Origin of the sequence: Rhodococcus sp. IEGM 1302, assembly GCF_030056935.1 — a bacterium.
GTDB lineage: Bacteria > Actinomycetota > Actinomycetes > Mycobacteriales > Mycobacteriaceae > Rhodococcus_F > Rhodococcus_F qingshengii.
Window position 1 is genome coordinate 35,000 of record NZ_JASHKY010000004.1, and the last position, 19,579, is coordinate 54,578.

A 19,579-nucleotide genomic window follows, 5' to 3' on the forward strand; every position below is an offset into this window, starting at 1 on the left:
TCGGTGAGCAGGGTTATCGTCGAATTATGTGCCGAAACATCACTGAACTTCGTGGACTCGAGCCCGCTGCTACGCCGGAGGAGATCGAGGCGGCCTCTCGCCAATACGTACGTAAGGTGAGCGGAATAGCCAAGGTGTCCGACGCGAACCGAGACGCCTTCGAACAGGCGGTTCGTGAGGTGACCGAAACGACGACGCGCCTGCTCAGTGCGTTGCCGCCTCGCAGACAGCCACCTCAGACCGTCCCTCCGTTGCGTCGCCCGGAAGTACAGGCCCGGATCGCTGCTCGTTCGTCCTGACCCGAGTGGATCTCACAGATATCGACGTATGGGACGTCGAAGCCTTGGATCAACTGTCTGCTGGGTTGGAAGGCGTTCTGGTCGCTCACCGCGTTCGCGACATCCGTCGACGGCTGGATACGCTGCGCAAAGAGGCCGTCGCCGACGACTTGCATATTCGTCAGGATGGGACCGTCTCTGCTGTTGCGCCCATCGCCGACGGTCACCCGCTCCACGTGCACGCCCAGTTGCTCGAGGTCGCAGTTCGAGAACTGATCGGTGAGGCACTGCTGGTCAGCGCGGATCTTCATCATGCGTTGTCTCTGCGGTCTCAGGTCGGCACCGACCTCCGTGACAAAGCTGTGCGTGTGGGGGAGGAGTGGCGAGCGTTCAGCCCTGATCGGCAGCGTCAGATGTTGCGTCATGCACCAGGCCTGATCGCCAACCTCGACGGCATTCCTGCTGCGATTCGCAGCCCGGCCAACCTCGATCGAATTCAATCGGAACGAGCGCGGCTGCAAGATGATTCAGTCCGAATCTCGCAAGAACTTCACCGCGAGTTCTTCGGCGGCAGACTGAGTAACACCGGGGCGGGCCAGTGGTACGCCGAACGCAAACTCGAGGATCTGGACGCGCTCGACGAGTTGTTTCGCGCCGAACCTGATCGACGGTTACTGCTCATGGACATGCGCTCGGGCGAACGCGGCTTCGCTGCAATTGCGATCGGTGATCCGGACACAGCGGATCACATCTCCGTGACGATTCCCGGACTGAACACCAACGTCAAGGACTCGATGCGCGGAATGGTCGGCGAGGCAACGCGATTACGAGCCGAGGCGATGCGGCAGCTCGAACTGGCCGGCCGAAAGGAAAGCGTGGCCACCATCGCCTGGATCGGATACGACGCGCCACAGGTGATCGGGCCGGGAAAGTTCGACATCGGTCGGGCCAGCTTCGACGTCAGTCGATCGTCCAAAGCAGGCATAGCCGCCGACGCATTGGGTAGCTTCTTTCACGGTCTTCGTGCCGCGTCGGTCAACGACGGAGTCCATATCACCGCGTTGGGCCACTCCTACGGATCCCTCGCGACTTCTCTCGCGCTGCAACGCGGGGCAAGCGCAGCGGTCGACGACGTGGTGTTCTACGGTTCACCCGGGGTGCGAGCCAAGGTGGAGTCGGACCTCGGTATCGCCGACCGCCACGTCTACGTCATGAAAGCGGAAGGCGACAGTATCGCGGGGTTCGGCCGTTTCGGTGGCGATCCGACGCGCACCGAGTTCCATCGGTTGTCCACGGCCGAGGGGATCACCCCGGATGGAGTGAAGCACGAGCGAGCGTTCGGGCATGCGGAGTACGCGAGGACAGGGGACAACGGAGAACTGCGGATGTCGGGATACAACCTCGCGGTTGTGGTTGCCGGACTGCCGGAGTTGGCCGTTATGGCCTGACCTGCTGGCTTACAGTGGCACTCATGCGTCTGAGGCATTCGGCCAGGGGGTTGGTCGTTGACGACCAGTTCCGTCTTCTGCTTTACCGATTCATCGCGCCCGGGGGCGGGCTGACGGTCTGGTGTCCTCCGGGCGGAGGCTTGGAAGGAGACGAAACCCCGTCCGAGGCGCTCGCGCGCGAATTGGACGAGGAGATCGGCTTGCGCGACTACGGCGCAGCCACCCATGTGTGGCATGAGGAGATCCGTGATCCGGCGATATTGCCGGGTTGGGGTGGTGCGATCAACGACTACTTCCTCGTGCCGGTGGCGACCGCATTCGAGCCCTGTGGGTCGTTGGGGCGCGAAGCGCTGGCCGCCGAGCTGGTCGAGCACTTCGAGTGGTGGAGCGTTGACCGCCTCTTGTCACACAGTGGTCGAGAAGTGTTCGGGCCACGCGATTTACCCGACCGGTTTGCACGCCTGGTCAAGGATGGGCCATCGAGTGCGCCGGATCGATTTGTTCGGTCGCCGTGAGGGATGCGAGGTAGCGATTGAAAACGAACATTTCGGCATCGAAACACGGCTAGGCTGGGGTTATGGAGCACTACGTGCGTAAGGACCCCATCCCGTACGCTTCTACGGCTGCGCCGGTCAGTTCTCACAACCGGTTGGCGAGGACGGCCCAAAAACTGTGGATGGCTCTCCGAGGGCTGATGCGTGATCGGAAGGCGAGTCGGTACACCTCGCTCGCTCCGCGTCATCCCGACGGATCACGTACCGCCGTAATGTCTTTCAACAGCAGCGGCGGAGGGGCCGGATCAGGCGGGGCATGAAGGTCGCTAGTACGACGCTGCCCGGGGCCCGTCGAATTCTCGACGAACGCCGGGCAGCGACGCAGTATGTGAGCTGGGATCAGCGGAGGTACTGTCCGCACACCGGCCACGCGCCGGCGCCCTGACCGGCAAGGACGTTTTCAGCAACGCGGACCTGTTCTGCCTGGCTGGCGTTGGCGGCGCTGCCTGCTCCGCCGTAGGCCTCCCACGTGCTCTGGCTGAACTGGAGTCCGCCGTAGTAGCCGTTTCCGGTGTTCGCGGCCCAGTTGCCCGAAGATTCGCATTCTGCGACACCCGACCAGTCGTGGGTGGCTGCGGATGCGGTGCCTGCGCTCAATCCGAGGGCTCCGGCTGCGAGGGCTCCGGCTGCGGCGACAGAGGCAAGTGCACGGGTAACGGTGGTCTTGGTCATTTTTGGTAAATCCTCTCGAGTCCCGCCGACGGAGGACGGTGACCGTCTCAGCTCCGCTCCCACCACTAGGAATGTTGTCGAGTCCGAACCGCGGGGTGGGACGGGCGGTGGCGATTCGGTAATGCCCGGTTGATCGGGCTGTCACCAACCATAAGAGATGATTACGGATTGGTCACGGGTCGGCGTGTCGACACATGTTTGTGCAACAGAAATGCATCAAAGAGTGTTTTCCCAGGTCGCATGGCGATATGACCACCTCTCCCGGCGTTACATAAACGAGATAAAATGTGATGTAAGTCACCTGAAACGTGCCTCGACGGCGTCGATATGCGGCGAATGTGACACTCAATCAGCCCGGTTTGTCGGCTTTTCGACCCGGTCTTCAGTCGTGCTGGAACCCATGTCCAGCCGTGATCTGTTGTCGACCGACCGGCCCGATTTACCTGTAGGGCAGCAGAATTGACAACGAATAACGCGCCGCTGGCTCAGACGAGATTCTTGCTCGCCTTGATCCGGCGGCGAATGTCGCGCATCTGAATGGTGTTGCCGGCCTGACGAACGGAGCGTGGGATGAACCTGTTGACGAACGACACGAAAATGAAGAGGTGTTCGAACCGGCGGCGGTCGTCTTCGGTCCACTCGAGATCGAGTTGGTCGCGGTAGATCGGTGGAAGGAATCCGACCGTCAGGAACCGCAACAAGTTTCGGAACACCAGGCGTATCGGCCACGCGATCATCTGTAGGTTGACCAAGTCGATCAGGTACTGCTTGGTGCGTTCGTCGATGACGACGCGTTCGCAACCGAGGTTCCAGTAGCGCTCGAAGTCGGCACGTGTGGCCGGCCACATCTCTTCGGTGACCTGCAGCGTCGTTCCCAAAGTTGACGCGGACTTGTAGAACGACTCCGCCTGTTCTTCGGACATCTTGCCGTGCAGCAACTGATGACTGTCTTCGAAACCGATGAACAGGCATGCAGCAACCCATAATTGGAGTTCGCGATTGAAGGCGTTGTACTTGACCGGGCTGTTTGAATCCGACTTCACATGTCGGTGCACCGAGTTCACGGCCTCGCGGTAAGCCTTTCGCTCTTCCTCGTCACCCAGGATCGCGACCGTCAGGTACTGCGTCGTGGTTCGTGCACGCTTCCACGGATGCGCTGTCAGAGCACCCGATTCGACCTTGCTCTCCATGACGCCGTACGCCACCTCGGGCCAACCGAGTTGCAGGATGACGTTGGCAGCGGCTCCGGCGAACGACCAGAAATCGAGTGCGTCGGTGATGTGTGCGGGCTTACGTGCCCACCGTCTACGCTCGGCCGTGATGGTGATGCGTGTCTGATCGGTGCGAAGCGACGACTCGGACTTTTCCGAATCCAGGTAGTGAGTGGGCATGGATCTTCCTCCGCGTGTGGTGAGTTACTTGGTCTCGACGTTGCTCACGAGCCACCGGTCGCCCGAGCGGACCAGGGACACGACCATGCGGTACTTCTGTGTGTTTCCCTCTGGCGCTGCGACATTCTTGGCTTGTTGGTCGACGAACACGAGCACCTTGGCCGACGAATTGTCCAGCGATTCGATGCCGACGTCTGTCGCCGTCGCGCTCGCCTGGCCTTGGCCCCCGGCAACGACTTCCCTCAGGGAATCCACCATCGTTCGGTAGGTGCCGGCAAACTCGTCGGTCGACATCGAGGCGATGGTGTCCTTGTTGACATCGAGGTTCTGATAATCGAAGGAGGACATGATGGTTGAGTAATCCCGTGCGGTGTCCAAAGCCCCCTGCCGCAGCGTGTCTTCCTGATTCGCCGAGTACATCTGGAATCCGAGCACCGCCAATGCTGCGACCAGCGCTACCGCCATTAGTGAGATCAGTGCGTTGCGTGGCTCCTTCAGGCGGTGAAGTAGCGACGGAGAAGTCGGATGTTCGGCCACCTCGGCTTCTGTCTCGTCGAGTAGTGCGTTGTCACCGTGTGCCATTTCCCAGTCCTTCCAACATCAATCTCCAGTAGTTCAGGGCGTCGACTCCGGTCGGGACGAGAATCGGATCTGCGACGACGGGCGGTCCGATCGGAGTGCCCGGGACGGTCGAGTTCTGCAAACCGAGGTCGTTCGGACGCGGAGCATTCTGTGCTCCGCGTTGGACGAGGTCGTCGGCGGGGGGACAGTACATCGCCAGACTCGGACTGGTGGGAGACAGATCGCCGACCTCACGCCGAGGGGTGTCGTAGTTGCAGACCGGCCCCTGGGTCGCAACCAAGGCAAAGTCGGCTCGATCGCCTTTGACGATGGATGCCAGTTTGGCGAGACCTTCAGGAATCGTGACAAGTCCGGTTTCCAGGGCGTCTGTGCGGTCGGAGATGATCGGTGCGACAGTGACGAGGTTGGCCAGGACCGCTCCGAAAGTGTTGTGGTACTTGTCGAACAACTGTTGAGCGCTGTTCAGGGCGGCGGGCGAATGATCGGTGAGGTAGATCAGCACCGGCGCGTTGGATTCGAGTTGTTCGGTGAAGTTCTTGGCAGCTGCCATTCCCCGGACGAACGAATCCGATTGTGTCGCCATGGAGTCCACCAACGTGGAGGTTCGCGACAGCAGCGCAGCGAGTTCGGCCGACTGGTCGTTCAACTGCGCCGACATGGTCCCACCGTTGTCGATCATCGTCGCCAAGCTCGGGCCGAGCCCGTTGAACGAATTCCCCAGCTCGGTCCCGATGTCGCTGATCGCTTGTGGATCAATCCCTTCCAGGACACCGGACGCCTGAAGCATCAACTGGCTCATCTGGACCGGTTGCTGATCCGCGGGCATGGCGATCTCGTCGCCGTCCCTAAGATACGGGCCGTGGTCTGTGTTGGGGTAGATGTCGACATTCTGAATTCCGGCTGCGGTCCCCATCGTCACCTTGGCGACGCTGTCGGTAGGTATCTCGGTGTTGTCGTTGAGTGAGAGTTCCACCCGAGCCGTGCGGGTGCCTGCGTCGAGTTCGACTTCACTCACTTTCCCCACCTGTACGCCGCGATACGTGACGACCGTGCCCTTGGTCAGTCCGAAGGCGTCGGACATGTTGGCGTGCAGCCGGATTTGACCCCCGAAACCCTGAGGGCCGACCACGTAGACGATCCCGAAAGGGATGACCACAGCAGCGATCAGAGCGAACAGGACAAGTTGAACAAGCGCAAGGCGACTCAACGCGGACCTCCCTGAAGTAGATCGGTGAGAGTTCCCGCTGGTGCGATCGATTGACCGGCCATACCGCCGCTCCAGAGCTTGTCGATCGTTCCCGGAATATCCAGGGCGCCGTCGAAAACGAGATAGTCGCCCTGCACTGCACCGGTGAAGTTTTCGAGCAACCCGTTCATGTTCGTCAGCGTCTGGCCGATCTCCGAGTTGAACGAATCCAGAGTCCCGACAACGGTCGACGCATCGTGCAGCATCGCGTCGAGGCCGTTGGGAGACGAGTCGAGAATGGTGTTTGCGTTGGTGGCGAGCTGAACGGTCGAGTTCAACAGGCTCGCAATCTGATCCTTCTGTCCCACGAGAATCGACACCACCTGTGGAACGGAATCGAGGTAGTTGTCGACAACTACGCGTTGGCCGGCCAGTTGGGAGGAGACCCGGGCAGCGAGGTCGACGGCCTCGTCGAACTCGCTGCGGTGACTGCTTGCCTCTGCCATGAGCGAGGTGAGGGTCTCGGTCAGAGAACGAACTTCACCGGAGCGCCCGGAAAACGCGGTGTTCAGCTCGCGCACCACGGTATCGAGTTGGTCGATGCCGCTTCCGGTCAGAACCGTGCCGAGGGTGGCAAGCGCACTTTCGACCTGCGGACCGATCTCGGTGCGAGACTCCGGAATTGTGTCTCCGTCGCTGAGCGTGGAGCCGGACGGAACTTCCGGCACCAAGAGTCTGATGAACGGATTGCCAAGTGCGGACGGGAGTTCGACGGAAGCTTCGACGTTGTCGGGCAATGGCGTCGCGGCGTCCAGACTCAGAGTCACATCGGCTCCGACGACATCGGCTGACAGCGCGGATACTCGACCGATGACTTTCTGGCCGCTGCGGACGTCTGCTCCCAACACCAGGCCGTCGGCGCCGGCCAGCTGCAGCGCCACGTTGTACGCGTCACCGTCGGCCGAACGACCCAGGGGTAGGTCTTGAATGCCTGCGCTACAGCCGCCGAAGGCGAGCACGGCCGCAGAACCCACACCGATGATCACGATACCGGCGATTATTCGAACCGATTGCCGCGTCAATTGCCACCTCCGGGGACGGCTCCGCCGGAAATCGCGGAGGCGATGCCGAGCGGATCAGAAGTGCTGAGGGGGAAGGAAATCGGATTCGTGAACCCGGCTCCGGTGCAGATCGGCAACTTGTAGGTGTCGCACAGCGGTTTCGCCACCGCGAACTGAGTCAATGCAGTCGAGACGTTGAGCCGAATGCGCCCGCGCTGATCAGGACCGATTGTCTGGGAGAGGTTCTGCATCATCAACGGCACCAGGTCCATGAACTCGGCGAGGCCGGGTTCTTTGGCAGCCAGAGTGTCACCGAGAACTCGCACGTTGTCGGCTATGGCACCGACATCATCGCCGTGAGTTGTCATGAAACTGTTCAACTGGTCGAAGACCACCTGCAGATCCTGCAGAGGCTGTGAGATGTCCATGTTCTGGCTCGCCCATTGATCACCCAGGACGCCGAGGTCGCCGACAAGTTCGTCGAGGCTGACCTGCCGTGCGTCCAGAGCATTCATCAAAGTGTTGAGATTGTCGACAAGGGCACCGATGTCTTCCGACCGAGCGCCGACAACTCCGGTTGCTGTGCTGAGGTTGCGAATTGCGGTGTTGAATTGATCGCCCTGGCCCTGCCACCCGGCGGCGCCGCGGCTCACGAGATCGCCGAGATTGCCCCCATCCCCGGCAAATGCGTCGGCCAAAGTGCTGACGCTTCCCATCAAGCCGTCGAAATCTATGGGGGAGTGGGCACGTTCGATCGGAATCTGGTCGCCGTCTTTCAGTGTCTCTCCGCCGGTGTACGCCGGGCCGAGTTCGATGTGTCGATCGCTGATCACCGATGGATTGAGGACATAGGCCGAGGCGTCGGCGGGCAGGTCCACGGAGTCGGGCATCGACATCGCTACTCGAACAGAAGTTCCGCGAGGTTCCACCGACGTGACCGTCCCGACGCCGACTCCGAGGACGGTGACCTTGCTTCCCTCGTAGATTCCGCCGACGTAGCTGAAATCGGCGTAGACGGTCTTGGACTGATCTGTTCGTCCGAATATGTACCAACCGGGCAGGGCGATCGCCAAGGTCACTACCAGCATGGCCGTGACGGCTTTTCGTGTATTCACTTGCAGCCCTCCATGATGCCGAGCGCGCAGAGCAGATTGTCCGGGATCACGGCCGCCGGCGCGTTGACGTCGGTCCAATTGCCGGTGCCGGTTGAATCGGTGACCGAACGCAGCGCGGAAGGAAGACGAGTCAACAGCAGGTCGATCTGATCTGCGTTGTTCTTCAGCGTGGTGGTGACCGCGACGAGGTTGTCGGTCATGGCTCCGAACTCGTCCTGACGATCGACGAAAGTGGTGGAGAGCTTCGAGATGATGATTGTCAGGTTGTCGACCAGCTGAGTCAGTGCGTCCTTGCGCATCGCAAGAGTTCGAACGATCGTCTGAGCATTGGCCGCAGTACCGACGATCGAATCGGTTTGTGCCGCAGCCATGTCCGACAGCTCACGAGACATGATGAGAATCTGGTCGATCTGTTCACTGTTCTGCGCGAAAGCCGACGAGGCGCCGCTGATTCCGGCCAGAGCCCGGCCCACCTGATCGGAATCAGTGGGAATCACCTGCGAAAGGGTGTTCATCATGGACTCCATCGCCTGTAGGTCGACGCCTGTTGCCGCAGTGGTGGCATCACTGCTGACGTCGTCGAGGCTGTACGGCACGGTTGTGCGGGAGAGCGGGATGACCCGCGCCTCGGAGTCGTCGACCACTCCGGCCGGCACGATCTCCAGGTAGCGCTTGCCGAGGACCGTCTTGAGCCTGACCGTCGCCGTGCTCTGGTTTCCCAAAGGCTGGTCCTTGTCCAAGCGGAAGTTGACGACGACGTGGTCGCCGGCAAGGTCGATCGAATCCACTCGGCCCGCGGGAACCCCGGCCACGTAAACCGGATCGGTGTCGGAAAGCCCGCTGGCATTGGCTAACTCGGCTGTGTATGCCGACGTGCGTACGTTGTACCAGAGCTTCGGAATGCCCAAGGCGGCGCCGAGTCCCACCACCAGAACGAAGATTCCGAGACTGCCCAGGGCGAGAGCGGTGCCGCTACCGCTGCGACGGCGATCCCCTTTGAACAGGAAGAGCATGATGCCGACGAACACGTCGATCAGCTTGACCAGGAACATCATGAGCACACCGGCGAGTGTGTCGGACCGAAGATGTTGGCTTCCATGTCGCCTGCCTTCAGAGTGAAATTGCACAGATACAGGCTGATGAAACTTCCGTAACTTCCGATCCGGTTGGCGGCGTCGGCGAACTGGGGAAGGTTGACGAGAAGTCTGTTGAACTCGTCGGTGCTCGCAATCCAACTCCCGGTGACACTTTCGAGTTGTTGCACGGTCTGACCGAATGCGCCGTTCGACCCGGCCATGATCTGAGCCAACGACGAGACAGTGCGGTTTCCCTGATCCAAGAGCGAGACCAGTTGATCGTTCTGCCCGACGACGGAAGTACTCAGATCGTTCAAACCGTCCAACAGACCGACCAATTCGGGTTGACGCTCGTCGACGGAGGTGAGAAGAGTGTTCATGTTCGTGAGTAGTTGCGCGAAGACGTCCTGACGGTCGACCAGGCCGGAACTCATGGTCGCGATCTGGTCGAGCAGGGTGGTCATTGCCTGGCCCTGGCCGTTGAAGGTTTCGACAAAACTTCGCGTGAGCGTGTTGACCTGCTCGGGCTGCAGCGCGGCGAACAACGGTTTGAACCCGTTCATCAGGGCCGTCAAGTTGATCGGCGGTGTTGTCTGCGCCAGCGGTATCGTGTCACCTGGTTCGAGCTGTCGTGCGGATACCGTTGTTGCGCTGTCGTCTTGCGTCAGTGCCAGATATCGAGCACCGAGCATGTCGCCGTAGCGCACGGCGGCACGGACATCCGACTCGAGGGAATATCGCGACTCGATTTCGACGTCGACGATCGCCTTGCTCGTCCCGCCTCCGTTGTCGGCGAACGCAACCGAGTCCACGCGGCCGATACGCACACCCGACATGGTGACCGGGTTGCCCGGGTTGAGTCCTTCGACGTCGGTGAACTCGAACGAGTACGAATCGGTGCTTCCGCGAACCGGGACCGACAACGTGTTCGCCACGAACGACGCGCAGGCGACGCCGGTGAGACAGAAGAGTGACAACCGAATTACCTGGCCAGGACGGACCTTCACGGGACGGTCACCTCGTTACCTCTGACCATCGGCCCCAACATCAGTGTTGTTGCCGGGTTGGGGGTATCCGAGGGTTCCGGCGATCCGCCCAGTAGTTGATCTTCGAGGTACCGCAGGGAGGCCGCTTCGGCTACGCCGCCCACGACCGGGGCACTGACGGGTTGTTCAGGCGTCAGGTTGGAGCCCGAACACTGTGCTCCGCGCGAGTCACCGTACTGCGGGCAATCATCACCCGTGTATGGGAGCGGTTCGGCGAACGTGGCAACTGCTGTGATGTCGAACTTTCCGGTGGCGAAGACTCGAGCGCCCGCGGCGCCGAACGTACTGGCATTGGCGAGGGTGGAACGCAGTCCTCCGGGATTGGCCGCGGTGGTTGCGAGTATCTTTCCGGCGGAATCGATCACAGTGATGATGTTTCGGTTGTTCGCCCCGACAAAATCGTCGACGGTAGCGGCGAAGACTGCGGCCGCGCCGATCGAGGACTCGAGATTCGCTCTGTTGGCGACCATGTCGTTCGAGACAGTTGTGGCGGCTGCCAAGGTATCGAGAATGTCGGGGGTCGCACGGTCCAACGCGTCGACGACCGACTTGAATTCGGGTGTCGATTCGAGGAATTGGTGTGCGGCGGGTGTCAGTACGCCGGACGCGGCACTGAGATTGTCTATCGTGGCTCCGATCTCGGCTCCGTTTCCGTCCAGGGCTTGACCGAGTGCGGTCAGAGCCGTTTGAAGTTTCTCGGGTTGCATCGCGGTGAGGACTCCGACCAATTTGGTGTACACGTCGTAGAGGGCGACGGCCTCGGGTCCGTCGTCCATGTGGATCTCGTCTCCGTCCGACAGAGTCGTCTGGTCCTGCTCATTCGGACTGTCCACGAGCTGCATGTAGATGTCGCCGAAGAACGTGCGCGGAACGACGCGAGCCACCACGTCAGCGGGAATCTTCGACGCGTCATCGGTCTGAATCTGCAACTGCACAACGGATTCGGCGGTTCCTGATTCGATTTCGCCGATTCGGCCGACGTTGACGCCGTGGTACCGAACCGGAGCTTCACCGCTGATGAGACCGGCTGTGGCTGGAACAGCGACGAAGATGTCGGTGCTCTGCTCGAGATTTCCCGAACCGCGTAGAACCATTGTCACGGCGGCGGCGACGGCTACGACTATGGCGATCGCGCCGCGAAGGGCGTACACGATCTTCGTGCGTGTAGTGAGTCTGTCCACGGCTCAGACCCCCATTCCCGGGATCTGGGGCACGAGGCCCCACAGCGCGAAAGTCATCAGTACGTCGAGGATTCCGATCGCGAGGATCGCAGTCCGGAGCGCGCGCCCGGCCGCTTGCCCGACGCCGGCCGGACCGCCCGATGCGTAGTAGCCGTAAGCGCAATGAACCAGCGCGACAACAGCGGCGAACACCACGGCCTTGAGACCCGAGTACAGGAGATCCTGCGGAGAGATCGCCAGATGGAAGAAGTAGTCGTAAGTACCGGCCGATGCGCCGTTGAAGAACACGACGACCAGTCGGGTCGAGAGGTAACTGGCCAGGAGTCCGATCATGTAGATCGGGATGACACAGATCATGGCAGCGATCACCCGGGTACCCGCGAGGAAGGGGATCGATCGGATCGCCATCGAGTCCAGCGCGTCGATTTCGTCGGAGATACGCATGGCCCCGATCTGGGCGGTGAAACCCGTTCCGACCTTGGCGGCCAACGCGATCGCGACGACAACAGGGGCCAGTTCACGGGTGTTGGCAACCGCGGACAGCATGCCGGAGAGCGAGGTCATCCCGACAAGCTCGAGGCCCCGGTGGGTCTCGACGCCCAACATCATCGCCGCGGCCAGCGACATCGCGAAGACGATCCCGATGGTGCCGCCGCCGGACAACAAGGAGTTCGTGCCGAAGCTGACCTCGCTGATCTGACCGAGTACATGCTTGCGGTACTTGGTGAGCGCAAAGGGGATCGATGCGATAGTGCGGACGTAGAAAGTGACGTGCTGACCGAGGGAGACGAGGCCGTCGCCCGCGGTTCGCAGGGGTCTGCTCGCTTGACGTGCTCGAACACGGAGATCGACGAGCGACATCAGAATTCACCGACTGCCGGGACGATTACGGTGTAGAGCGCGGACAACACTGTGTTCACGATGAAGACGAGCGCGAACGCGATGACCACGGCTTCGTTGACTGCGTCGGCAACGCCGCGTGGGCCACCTTTTGCATGTAGACCTTTGAAGGTGGCGACCAAAGTCGAAGCGATGCCGAAGACCGCAGCCTTCACCAAAGCCATGACGAAGTCGGAAGATCGCCCGTACTGACTGAACGTTGCCATGAACGTTCCGGCCGGAAGATGCTGGACGTAGATGTGGTACAGGTAGCACGCGATCACACCGCCGAAGGTGACCATCGAACACAGTGCAAGGGAGACGATCACTGCCGCAACCAATCTCGGTGCGACGAGGCGCTCGATCACGTCGATGCCCATCACTTCCATCGCGTCGATCTCTTCCCGGATCTTTCGTGAACCCAAATCCGTGCAGATCGCCGATCCTGCGACACCGGCCATCATCAACGCGCACACCAGCGCCGCGGCCTGACCGACGATGATGAAAGCTACGACAGCTCCGGAATATCCACCGGCTCCGATCCGGCCGGCCAGTTCACCGACCGAGACGGCGATGAATACACCGATCGGAATCATGAGAAGCAGCGACGGGCCGGTGCTGACGCGACCGATGAACAGGGTCTGAGTAACCGTCTCGTGCAACGAGAGTCGTCTGCGCAGGATTGCCGTGAACAGGCCGAAGAGTGCCTGAACCGAGAATCCGATCAGATAGCCCCCCTGTAACGCTACGTCTCGCACCGGGCCCTTCGCGGCTGGCAGCTCGTACGTCATCTAATTGAATTCCTTTGCAGATCAACAGTGTTCGGCACGGAGTTCGAACTGTTCGAGCGCTGGCGGTCGAGCGAACTGCCTGTGAAGCATCTCACACATATATGTGTCCAAGCAAGCATTATGTGAACCGAAATTCTCGTCGAACTGTCAGCTCTGTTGACCGAGTTTCCTTCATTGACGTGGAGATATCGGAACTGTTCATATCGACATCCTGTGTATGTTTACGAATATTCCGAATCTGTCAGTCGGATTGCTTCGTGGATGCGGGCTGGATGCTTCGAGCGGTGACCCTACCCACTGCTGGTGGCCACAGGCAACGTTTTGTTAACGAAGATTCTCGGTGGAAGCAACGGGGGAGGTGGCGAATGGCGAGTGGTGTGTTCTGATCAAAGGCAGTGTTACCTGCATGTATGAAACTCTAGACGCGCGATGTGCTGAAATCGGTGTACGAGTTTTCAGAATCATGCTTATGCTGATTCTCGTCTGATGAGCAGGCGGATCGAAGTGCTTTGTGCGTGAGGGCTGGAGAGTGGGGTACACGGTGAGCCTGAACGATCAGTTCGTCGACGCGCAGACGTCGAATGGGATTGTTCGGCAGCCGAGGTCCGACTCCGTCAAGAGGCGACCGAAGGACCGCAAGGCGCAGATCGCGGCTGCAGCGGCAATCGCGTTCAGTGAGCGCGGATATCCTGCTGTCAGTGTCGACGACATCGCGTCGGCGGTCGGTATTTCGGGTTCGGCGCTCTATCGGCACTTTCCGAACAAGTACGCGATGTTCCGCCACGCGGCACTGGAGTTGACCGGAGCGCTCGCCAGTGCCCTCGATGCCGTTTCGGTTGCGCCTGCGGCAACCGATGCGCAGCGGTTGCGCGAAGATCTGATTGCAGTGATACGAACGACGATCCGCAATCGGCGTACGGCCGGAATCTATCGTTGGGAGAGCCGGTTTCTCGACACCGATGATCGGAAATCCGTTCGAGCGCAAGCCAGTACGGTCAATCGCCGAGTAGCCCGGTATCTTTCGCGTTCCGAACCCGCGATGACGGCGAGGGACGAGACCCTTGTCGTGGCAGCGATGTTCAGCGTCATCGGCAGTATCACCGTCCATAACCTGTTGCTGCCCCAGCGAGCGATGGAGAAGGTTCTGCTCGACGCGTGTCTGGCGATAGATCAAGGTGAGGGTGCAATCACCGCTAGCCGCTTGGAGCAGTCCTCGTTACCTCGAACCGTGACCACGAACAAACGTGAACGTCTCTTGCAGGAAGCCGTGCGCCTCTTCGACTCTCGCGGGTATCACGACGTCAGCATCGAAGAGATCGCCGCGGCCGCCGGCTTGAACGCATCCGGTATGTACCGCTACTTTCCCAGCAAGGCAGAGCTTCTCGGCGCCGTGTTCTATCGAGCTGCAGATCGCTTGGACTTGGCGACGGCAGCGGTCTTCGACTCCGCGACTTCGCACGAACAAGTGCTCCGGTCACTGTCGGCGATGTACGTGGAGTTGTCGTTTGCACAGCACGAATTGATGTCGGTCTACTTCTCCGAGATGAACAACCTTCTGCCGAGTCATCGAAGCGATCTGAAGAATCGCCAGAAGCTTTACGTGGTCGAATGGGCGCGAGTGCTCGGCGAGATTCGTCCTGAGCTGTCGGCAGTAGAGGCGAAGTTCGTAGTTCACGCTGCGCTCAACCTGGTCCCGGATGTCGGCCGCATGATGAAGTTCGACGCTGCCGCAGAGAACGCGGCCATGTTGCAGGTGTTCATGTCGGCAGTACTGTTCGGCCGTCGGGCTTCGGCCGCCTGAAGCGTGTCGGTGAGTGTGCGTAGTCTGGCCCACTATGAGCGAAGTCGTGTCACTGGCAGCTGCCCGTCGCATAGCCCTTGCCGCTCAGGGATTCGGCAAATCGCATCCCACGACGGTGACGCGTCGCAATCTGGTCGGCGTGATGGACCGGCTGCAGGTGCTGCAGATCGACTCGGTCAATGTCTTCGAACGCAGTCACTACCTACCCGTTTATGCGCGATTGGGCGCATACGACAAATCCAGACTCGATCAACTTGCCTTCGCCCCCGGTTCGGGATACCTCGAATACTGGGGCCACGAAGCAACGTTCTTGCCGGTGGACATGTGGCCGTTGTTCCGTTGGCGGATGGACCAGTTTCGCGCCAAAGCGTTGAGTGACAAGGACGGGTGGGCTTCCGATCGGAGCGTCTTCCTCGATTGGTTGCGGCAGGAGTTGCGCGACAACGGTCCGATGGCGGCGAGCGAGATCGAACACGAGGCGAACACACGGCGCGGTCCGTGGTGGGGGTGGTCCGACGTGAAGGTCGGGCTGGAGACGCTGTTCCGTTGGGGCGAGGTGGTCTCGGCGGGGCGCGCCGGTTTCGAGCGTCGTTACGGCCTGGCCGAGCAGATGCTTGCACCCGAGATACTCGACGCACACGTCGAGCGGTCGGAGGCGATACGCGAACTGGTGCTGCGGGGTGTGAAGGCACACGGTCTCGGCACCCTCGACGACATCGCCGACTACTTTCGTCTGCCCAGCGCAGAAGCACGAACGGCCTTGCAGGAACTCGAAGACGCCGGCAGCGTGCGCCGGGTGTCCGTCGACGGCTGGGAGCGTCGAGGCAAGGCAAGGGAGGTGTGGATCGATCCGCGAGCGAAGCGTCCCAGGTCCATCCGTGCGGATGCGCTGTTGTCACCCTTCGACCCGGTAGTGTGGGCACGCGATCGAGCGTTGCGGCTCTTCGACTTTCACTACCGGATCGAGATCTACACTCCGGCGCACAAGCGAGTTCACGGATACTACGTGCTCCCGGTGTTGATCGACGACAAGATCTGCGCCCGAGTCGATCTGAAGAACGACCGTCAGAACCGTCGACTGCTTGTCCGCGCGGCGTGGGCCGAACCCACCGCGGACGCCGACACTGCGCCGCGGTTGGCGGAACTCCTTCGGAGAACTGCGCGTTGGCAGGGCTGCGACACCGTCGAGGTGGAGAACAAAGGTACGTTGTCTCAGCAGTTGGCCGCCGCTATGACGTGAGCCTTAAGGTCGCGAGGACGATTGTCATTCGGGAACTGTTATGCGTCCGTCGGTAGCTGCCTGATTGATGGAATTTCTCAATGCGGAACAACTTCCGGATCGAATTCTCGGCGGTTCAGCATCGTCGCGGTACTCCAAACATGCCGTGCGCGAATCTGATCGCCACTGGGTCGACGTGTGATGCCAGCTGTTCTTCTCCACGAGGACGTATGTTCCGCACCGCTCGCAGTCCAGCGGTTCCATGGTCATTGCCCTACTCCTGCGGCGGCCCTGCGTGCGATGTTGTCAGCGACTTCCTGCTTCCACACTTCGATGGGTTTGCTTGTGTCCATCTCGAATTCGAAACGGTCGACCATCTCGGGCGTGACGTCGGCGACGTCCACGTAGAACTGTTCATACCACCGCCTCAGTTGGTATACCGGACCGTCCTCGGTGCAGAGCAGCGGATTGTCGATGCGGGTCTTGTTCTTCCAGATCTCGATGTCCTGCTCGAACCCGACACCGATGTATCCGATCATCGCGTCGACAAGTTGATCGGCGAACTCGGCGGGCATCTCTGCGGACTTCTGGACGGTAATGCCGTACATGAGTACGAATTTGTTCGGGCTCACCGGGTAGTGGCAGTTGATCAGCACCGAATCGGTCGTGAAGTTCTCGTAGACGTAGCGCAAGTCGTCGATCATGAACGACGGTCCGTGGTAGGCCGCTGTCGAAAGATTCGACACCAACTTCGGTACGTCGGGGTCGGTCCAGGTCACGATGTCGTCGCGGTTGATGCCGCTCTGCTCCTGGATGGCGACGTGTCCTTCGAAGACGTTCTTGAAATAGGTGGGGAACGAGAAGTGCACGTAGAAGAAGTGCGCCATGTCAACGACGTTGTCGACGATTTCTCGGCAGTTCGTATCGATGACTATCGACTTCCAGACCCAATCGGTCCACTCGTGCTCCGCAGACTTGATGATCGGTATGGCGACTTCGGCAGGAGGCGGATTGCCTTCGGGGTCGTGCCAGACGAAGAGCAGCCCGTCTTGTTCGAGCGCAGTCCAAGCGCGGGTCTTGGCAAGCGGGGGGACACGTCGAGCATAGGGAATCGCGGTGCACTTACCGTTGCCTCCCCACCTCCAGTCGTGGAAGGGGCACGCGATCGAATCGCCCTTGACCGTGCCCTGACTCAGGTCGCCGCCCATGTGACGGCAGTACGCGTCGAGGATCTTCAGTTCGCCATGCGAGTCGGAGAAGACGACCAGTTTGGTACCGAAAGCTTCGACGGAATGCGGGTTCCCGTCGCTGTAGTCCTTGGCGAGGCCGAGGCAGTGCCATCCGCGGGCAAATCGAGTGGGAGGTTCTCCCTGGTCGATGATGCGAACCTCTTCCGATTCATTGACATCCGCAATTGTCATGTTCTTCCTTTCGTGAGTGCACCCGGTGGGCTGGACCGAGCGACGTTGTACGACAGTCGAAGGGGGGGTAAATCTTTGGGCAAGTCACATACGCTGCGACGAGATGTTGCCGCCGTCGACAACCAATTCCGTTGCGGTGATGTAACTTGCTTCGTCGGACAGCAGGAAGCGGACAGCGTGTGCGATTTCCTCCGGGCGACCGAGCCTGCCGAGGAGGATGCGTCGTTCGAATGCCCCGTCACCCAATGCGTCTACGGTCGGCTGAAGCAGAGGGGTCAGAATCTGTCCGGGAGAGACGCAGTTGATCCGAATGCCGTCCGGGCCCAGTCGGTCCGCCAGCGATCGGACCATCGACAACATCCCACCCTTTGCAGCGGAGTAGACAGGGTTGATTGCATTGCCCAAAGTTGCGTTGATCGAAGCGATTCCGACTATTGCCGAACCGGGATTGGCCGTGAAATCAGGCATCAACTGTTGAACCAACAGGATGAGCGGACGTAGATGGGTGTTGATACCCGTCTCCCACACGTCGAGCGTCACTCCTTCGAGGGATCCGATATCGACGACCCCGGCGGAGTGAACAAGTCCGCCGATGGAGGGAAGTGAGGAACGGGTTGTGGCCAATGCGGCCGCGTAGTCGTCCGCTCTCGTGAGATCGATTCCCACTCCGATGGCGTCGATGCCGAATTCGGAGGAGATCACTGCTGCCTGATCGACCGCTTTTGCCTCGTCGATATCCCAGAGAGCGACTGGTCGTCGGATCGCCGCGAGCGCGCGGGCGGAGGCCAATCCGATTCCGGATGCGCCGCCGGTGATGATCACGCCTGTCGACGGGGATGAAGCATTCATGTGTCCTCCTGATTTTGAAGCGTTCTGCTCGGCGCCGCATGATCTGATGGGCTCCGGTCATCACTGTGACGAGGGATGGATTCGGGCTCAACGAACATGACCGATCATCGGTATAGGTGCTGGTGAGAGCCCATGCAGATGCATCTCCCGCTGCGTGGGAAACGTACTGGCGTCGTGTGTCCACGGAAGCTCAGATGGGCGGAACGAATGTTGGCTGCCGAAGCGGCGGGCCACCGGAACGGAGACATCGATGTTGATCGGACCGATCACCGAAGAGTCCATCCCCATGTCAACTCTCGACAGACTGTCGGTGGTGGTGGACTGCTTTCGTGACGCGCCTCGGCTGACATTGGGGGAGGTGGCGCGCCGAACCGGGATTCCGCGATCGTCCGTGCACCGGATGCTACTGAAACTCGTGAGGATGAACTGGCTACGCCGCGAAGGACTCGAGTACGAGATAGGCGACAAGCTAGGAGATCTGGGCGCGCTCTCGCTGTATCGAAACAAAGTGGATCGAGTGGTTACGCCCCTACTTCAGCAATTACATTTCGTGACTGGACACGCCGTGCACCTCGGGGTGTTGGAAGGAAACCATGTGCGCTACATCCAGAAGATCGGGAGCCTGATGGTCCCCGACCTTCAGACTCGCGTCGGCTCACGTATCCCAGCGCAAGCGTCGACCATCGGGAAGTCACTGTTGAGCGCCGGCAACAGATCGGTGGCATCGTCGCACAACGCCAATGGCGTTCGCCAACACGCAGTTGCGTTCGGAATCTGCAATTCCGGGATGGGCTGTATCGGCGCGCGAATCGGGGTGCTCGACCACATGCCAGTAGGTCTCTCGATTTGTGGGCCCTTGATTCGCGGCACGATAGACAAGAGGAACGCCGCTCCCGTACAGATGGCGGCAGCAGCGATCTCGCAGTATTTCGGAATGATCGACGGGTTCGAGCAGGAGAAGACGGGATAGTCCGACAAACGCAAAGAGTGCGCCTCCTCCGACTCCGCGTAAAGCGCAGTGGGGGAGAC

At 60.5% G+C, this 19,579-nt stretch carries 18 protein-coding genes and 1 pseudogene; 6 read left to right on the forward strand and 13 right to left on the reverse strand.

All coding sequences use genetic code 11. The features are described from left to right. The first annotated feature begins 26 nt into the window (after positions 1-26). The 3 genes from QM609_RS09350 to QM609_RS09360 are packed head-to-tail and all read left to right on the forward strand — an operon-like array spanning position 27 to position 2,241. A complete protein-coding gene (locus QM609_RS09350) occupies positions 27-299 on the forward strand; it encodes a DUF2277 domain-containing protein (RefSeq protein WP_003945457.1) in 273 nt (90 codons plus the stop codon). A 5-nt stretch (positions 300-304) separates the two neighbouring features. Continuing rightward, entirely contained in the window at positions 305-1,726 is a 1,422-nt protein-coding gene (locus QM609_RS09355; RefSeq protein WP_042449462.1) for an alpha/beta hydrolase, read from the forward strand. A gap of 23 nt (positions 1,727-1,749) precedes the next feature. Continuing rightward, on the forward strand, positions 1,750-2,241 hold the full coding sequence (locus QM609_RS09360) for an NUDIX domain-containing protein (protein WP_076948611.1): 492 nt from the start codon (positions 1,750-1,752) through the stop codon (positions 2,239-2,241). Positions 2,242-2,625: 384 nt separating this feature from the next. Here QM609_RS09360 and QM609_RS09365 read toward each other — a convergent pair. The 11 genes and pseudogenes from QM609_RS09365 to QM609_RS09415 all read right to left on the reverse strand — a co-directional run. Next, positions 2,626-2,952 (reverse strand): annotated as a pseudogene (locus tag QM609_RS09365) (transglycosylase family protein); the annotation flags it as partial. Positions 2,953-3,437: 485 nt separating this feature from the next. Beyond that, the gene (locus tag QM609_RS09370; RefSeq protein ID WP_003945519.1) at positions 3,438-4,343 is read right to left on the reverse strand and encodes an oxygenase MpaB family protein; all 906 of its coding nucleotides are present in this window, start codon (positions 4,341-4,343) and stop codon (positions 3,438-3,440) included. 24 nt (positions 4,344-4,367) lie between these two features. Next, positions 4,368-4,925 carry an Rv1363c family protein gene (locus QM609_RS09375; protein ID WP_050655740.1) on the reverse strand — a complete coding sequence of 186 codons (558 nt, stop codon included), beginning with the start codon at positions 4,923-4,925 and terminating at the stop codon, positions 4,368-4,370. Further along, a complete protein-coding gene (locus QM609_RS09380) occupies positions 4,912-6,132 on the reverse strand; it encodes an MlaD family protein (protein WP_007734224.1) in 1,221 nt (406 codons plus the stop codon). The genes QM609_RS09375 and QM609_RS09380 overlap by 14 nt, the downstream gene beginning before the upstream one ends. Next, the gene (locus tag QM609_RS09385; RefSeq protein WP_232319061.1) at positions 6,129-7,157 is read right to left on the reverse strand and encodes an MCE family protein; all 1,029 of its coding nucleotides are present in this window, start codon (positions 7,155-7,157) and stop codon (positions 6,129-6,131) included. The genes QM609_RS09380 and QM609_RS09385 overlap by 4 nt, the downstream gene beginning before the upstream one ends. 32 nt (positions 7,158-7,189) lie before the next feature. Beyond that, positions 7,190-8,287 carry an MCE family protein gene (locus QM609_RS09390; RefSeq protein ID WP_003945762.1) on the reverse strand — a complete coding sequence of 366 codons (1,098 nt, stop codon included), beginning with the start codon at positions 8,285-8,287 and terminating at the stop codon, positions 7,190-7,192. Beyond that, positions 8,284-9,339, reverse strand: a complete 1,056-nt coding sequence (locus QM609_RS09395; RefSeq protein WP_050655765.1) for an MCE family protein — start codon at positions 9,337-9,339, stop codon at positions 8,284-8,286. The genes QM609_RS09390 and QM609_RS09395 overlap by 4 nt, the downstream gene beginning before the upstream one ends. Next, complete coding sequence (locus QM609_RS09400) at positions 9,339-10,370, reverse strand: MCE family protein (RefSeq protein ID WP_042449469.1); 1,032 nt, start codon at positions 10,368-10,370, stop codon at positions 9,339-9,341. The genes QM609_RS09395 and QM609_RS09400 overlap by 1 nt, the downstream gene beginning before the upstream one ends. Beyond that, positions 10,367-11,590, reverse strand: a complete 1,224-nt coding sequence (locus tag QM609_RS09405) for an MCE family protein (RefSeq protein WP_076948579.1) — start codon at positions 11,588-11,590, stop codon at positions 10,367-10,369. Before QM609_RS09405 ends, QM609_RS09400 begins: the two co-directional genes overlap by 4 nt. Before the next feature lie 3 nt (positions 11,591-11,593). After that, positions 11,594-12,451 carry an MlaE family ABC transporter permease gene (locus tag QM609_RS09410; RefSeq protein WP_003945491.1) on the reverse strand — a complete coding sequence of 286 codons (858 nt, stop codon included), beginning with the start codon at positions 12,449-12,451 and terminating at the stop codon, positions 11,594-11,596. Further along, the gene (locus QM609_RS09415) at positions 12,451-13,260 is read right to left on the reverse strand and encodes an MlaE family ABC transporter permease (RefSeq protein WP_003945485.1); all 810 of its coding nucleotides are present in this window, start codon (positions 13,258-13,260) and stop codon (positions 12,451-12,453) included. Before QM609_RS09415 ends, QM609_RS09410 begins: the two co-directional genes overlap by 1 nt. Before the next feature lie 541 nt (positions 13,261-13,801). Between QM609_RS09415 and QM609_RS09420 the strand changes: the two genes are divergently transcribed. Together QM609_RS09420 and QM609_RS09425 are read left to right on the forward strand one after the other, a co-directional pair. Next, positions 13,802-15,061, forward strand: a complete 1,260-nt coding sequence (locus tag QM609_RS09420) for a TetR/AcrR family transcriptional regulator (protein ID WP_007734242.1) — start codon at positions 13,802-13,804, stop codon at positions 15,059-15,061. Between the two features lie 34 nt (positions 15,062-15,095). Then, complete coding sequence (locus QM609_RS09425) at positions 15,096-16,301, forward strand: winged helix-turn-helix domain-containing protein (protein WP_050655742.1); 1,206 nt, start codon at positions 15,096-15,098, stop codon at positions 16,299-16,301. Positions 16,302-16,546: 245 nt separating this feature from the next. Here the strand turns inward: QM609_RS09425 and QM609_RS09430 are convergent, their stop codons facing one another. Together QM609_RS09430 and QM609_RS09435 are read right to left on the reverse strand one after the other, a co-directional pair. Next, the gene (locus QM609_RS09430; protein ID WP_042449476.1) at positions 16,547-17,701 is read right to left on the reverse strand and encodes a 3-ketosteroid-9-alpha-monooxygenase, oxygenase component; all 1,155 of its coding nucleotides are present in this window, start codon (positions 17,699-17,701) and stop codon (positions 16,547-16,549) included. A gap of 84 nt (positions 17,702-17,785) precedes the next feature. Continuing rightward, the gene (locus QM609_RS09435) at positions 17,786-18,550 is read right to left on the reverse strand and encodes an SDR family NAD(P)-dependent oxidoreductase (protein WP_007734247.1); all 765 of its coding nucleotides are present in this window, start codon (positions 18,548-18,550) and stop codon (positions 17,786-17,788) included. Positions 18,551-18,800: 250 nt separating this feature from the next. Between QM609_RS09435 and QM609_RS09440 the strand changes: the two genes are divergently transcribed. After that, positions 18,801-19,520, forward strand: a complete 720-nt coding sequence (locus QM609_RS09440; protein WP_050655743.1) for an IclR family transcriptional regulator — start codon at positions 18,801-18,803, stop codon at positions 19,518-19,520. The last annotated feature ends 59 nt before the right edge of the window (positions 19,521-19,579 follow it).